This is a genomic window from Succinivibrio sp., assembly GCF_045124615.1.
GTDB classification, from domain to species: Bacteria; Pseudomonadota; Gammaproteobacteria; order Enterobacterales; family Succinivibrionaceae; genus Succinivibrio; species Succinivibrio faecicola.
The window spans coordinates 1-1,835 of the sequence record NZ_JBGVMC010000399.1 but is presented as its reverse complement, the minus strand read 5'-3'; the positions used below and the strand labels follow the sequence as shown (position 1 = coordinate 1,835).

Annotated in this window: 4 protein-coding genes and 1 pseudogene; all 5 read left to right on the top strand. The window is 38.1% G+C overall.

The window, feature by feature from the left end:
- Positions 1-223: pseudogene (locus tag ACJML3_RS10635) on the top strand (phage tail protein); the annotation flags it as partial.
- A 54-nt stretch (positions 224-277) separates the two neighbouring features.
- Entirely contained in the window at positions 278-805 is a 528-nt protein-coding gene (locus ACJML3_RS10630; RefSeq protein ID WP_406023088.1) for a phage major tail tube protein, read from the top strand.
- An 11-nt stretch (positions 806-816) separates the two neighbouring features.
- Positions 817-1,137: a hypothetical protein gene (locus tag ACJML3_RS10625; protein WP_406023086.1), complete on the top strand. Its 321-nt coding sequence runs from the start codon at positions 817-819 to the stop codon at positions 1,135-1,137.
- Positions 1,138-1,175: 38 nt separating this feature from the next.
- On the top strand, positions 1,176-1,322 hold the full coding sequence (locus ACJML3_RS10620) for a hypothetical protein (RefSeq protein WP_331853131.1): 147 nt from the start codon (positions 1,176-1,178) through the stop codon (positions 1,320-1,322).
- The coding region (locus ACJML3_RS10615; RefSeq protein WP_406023083.1) for a hypothetical protein at positions 1,319-1,835 on the top strand (517 nt) is incomplete at its 3' end. The genes ACJML3_RS10620 and ACJML3_RS10615, both read left to right, overlap by 4 nt.

The following is a 1,835-nucleotide window of genomic DNA, read 5'->3' as shown; positions in this document are numbered from 1 at the left end:
TGAAACAATCGTAAATTCATTGAACGTCTGGTTAAATTCACTTGTAGCAAGACAGCAGTTGTTAGGCGCACGTGTGCTATTCCGTGAGGAAGATAATCCTACAACTGAGTTAATGGATGGTATCTATCATTTCAAGGTATTTATGACCCCACCTTCACCTGCTGAAGATCTTGAGTTCAATCTTGAGATTGATACCGGCTACTATGACACCTTGTTTGGTTAAGATTTTTTAAGTCCGTCTTTTTAGACGGATTTATTGTTTAAGAGGATTATAAAAATGGCAGAAAATGCTTTAACTCCAGATAAGACAATCAACTTTCGCGTTTACAAAGATGGTAATAATCAGCTAGGTATTGCAACTGTTGATCTCCCTGATTTGTCTTATATGACTGATACTATCAGTGGTGCTGGTATTGCAGGTGAAATTGATTCTGCAGTAATAGGCCATATTCAGTCAATGTCTTTAACAATTAACTGGCGCTCAGTAACACCTCAGGCTTTAGAGTTGCTATCAATTAAGGGTGCAGATCTGATTTTCAGAGGTTCTCAACAGTTCCTTGATAATGCAACCAATTCACTTGTTGCAAAAGGTGTAAAGGTAACAGTAAAGACTTTACCTAAGACTGTAGGTTTAGGTTCTTTAGAGGTTGGCGCTTCTTCAGGCACTACTTCCGAACTTGAAGTAACCTATCTGAAGATTGAAATTGATGATCAAGAAACAGTTGAGATTGATAAGTTGAACTTTATCTGCAAGATCAATGGCACTGATTTGTTAACAGATGTAAGAACTCAGATTGGTATGTAAGGAGATTGTTCATGTTTGTAACATTTGCTAAAGCTGTTAAGTTTGAAGGTAAAGAATACAAAGATGTAGAGCTGAAGCTTGAAGATTTATCAGGTGCCGAGCTTAAACAGTTGATTAATGATTATGCTCGCATGAAGAAAATTGTTAATCCAGTGATGAGAACAGTAACTGTGATCTGTTGGGATGATAGCTTTGATCTGTTTGTTGCTTCAAAGCGTTCTGAACAGCCAATTGAATTCTTTGAAAAGTTACCAGTAGCTGAATACATGCAGATTATTGGTGCAGTTCAGGCTTTTTTCAACAGCTCGGCATTGGAAGCTCAAGCGATTTAAATGACTTTCTGAAACAATACCGCAAAGGGGTGATGTCGTTGGCCACCTCTTTGCAGTCTCCATTCTTTGATTTATTTAACGCTCCAATGTCGGATGTTCAGGAACTTGCAGAAGAGTATCTTGAACAGCAAAAGAGCATTTCAAAACAACAAAAACAGCAGAAATATCCAAGGGCAAGAAGATGAGCAATAACAGATTATTAGATTTTGCACTGACTTTTGCTGCTAAAATCGATCCTTCTTTAACACGTGCTTTTAAAGCAACCAATGCCAGTCTTAATCAACTCAATAAATCTATAAATGCAACTGAGCTTCAGAAGAAGCAGTTAGATCAGATTTTTTCTCAGCAAAGAGCAACGTTAACTGCAGCTCAGAATTTTGCAAAGATGAAGGAGCGTTTAGAGAGTTTAGGCGCACAGATGAAGGCAAGTAAACAGCCTAATGCTGAACTTTCTTCAGAATATGCAAAGCAGCAGTTGGCTGTAAAAAGAGCATCAGTTGCCCTTGAAGAACAGAAGAGTACATTACAGAGATTAAAAGCAGAAAGTGGTCTTGCTGGTAAAAGTCTGCAGGAATTAACACAAAGACAGAAAGAACTTGAGAACACCTCACGTAATGCCCAGAGAATGGCTTCTCTTAATCAGAAGATAGAAGGAGCTCAATCTTTAAGAGCATCTTATGGCGCTCAGTTTGCTATTG

Excerpts from the sequence above, each read along its gene's own strand:
- ACJML3_RS10630 (WP_406023088.1), top strand. The coding sequence starts at position 278 with ATGGCAGAAAATGCTTTAACTCCAGATAAGACAATCAACTTTCGCGTT.
- ACJML3_RS10625 (WP_406023086.1), top strand. The coding sequence starts at position 817 with ATGTTTGTAACATTTGCTAAAGCTGTTAAGTTTGAAGGTAAAGAATAC.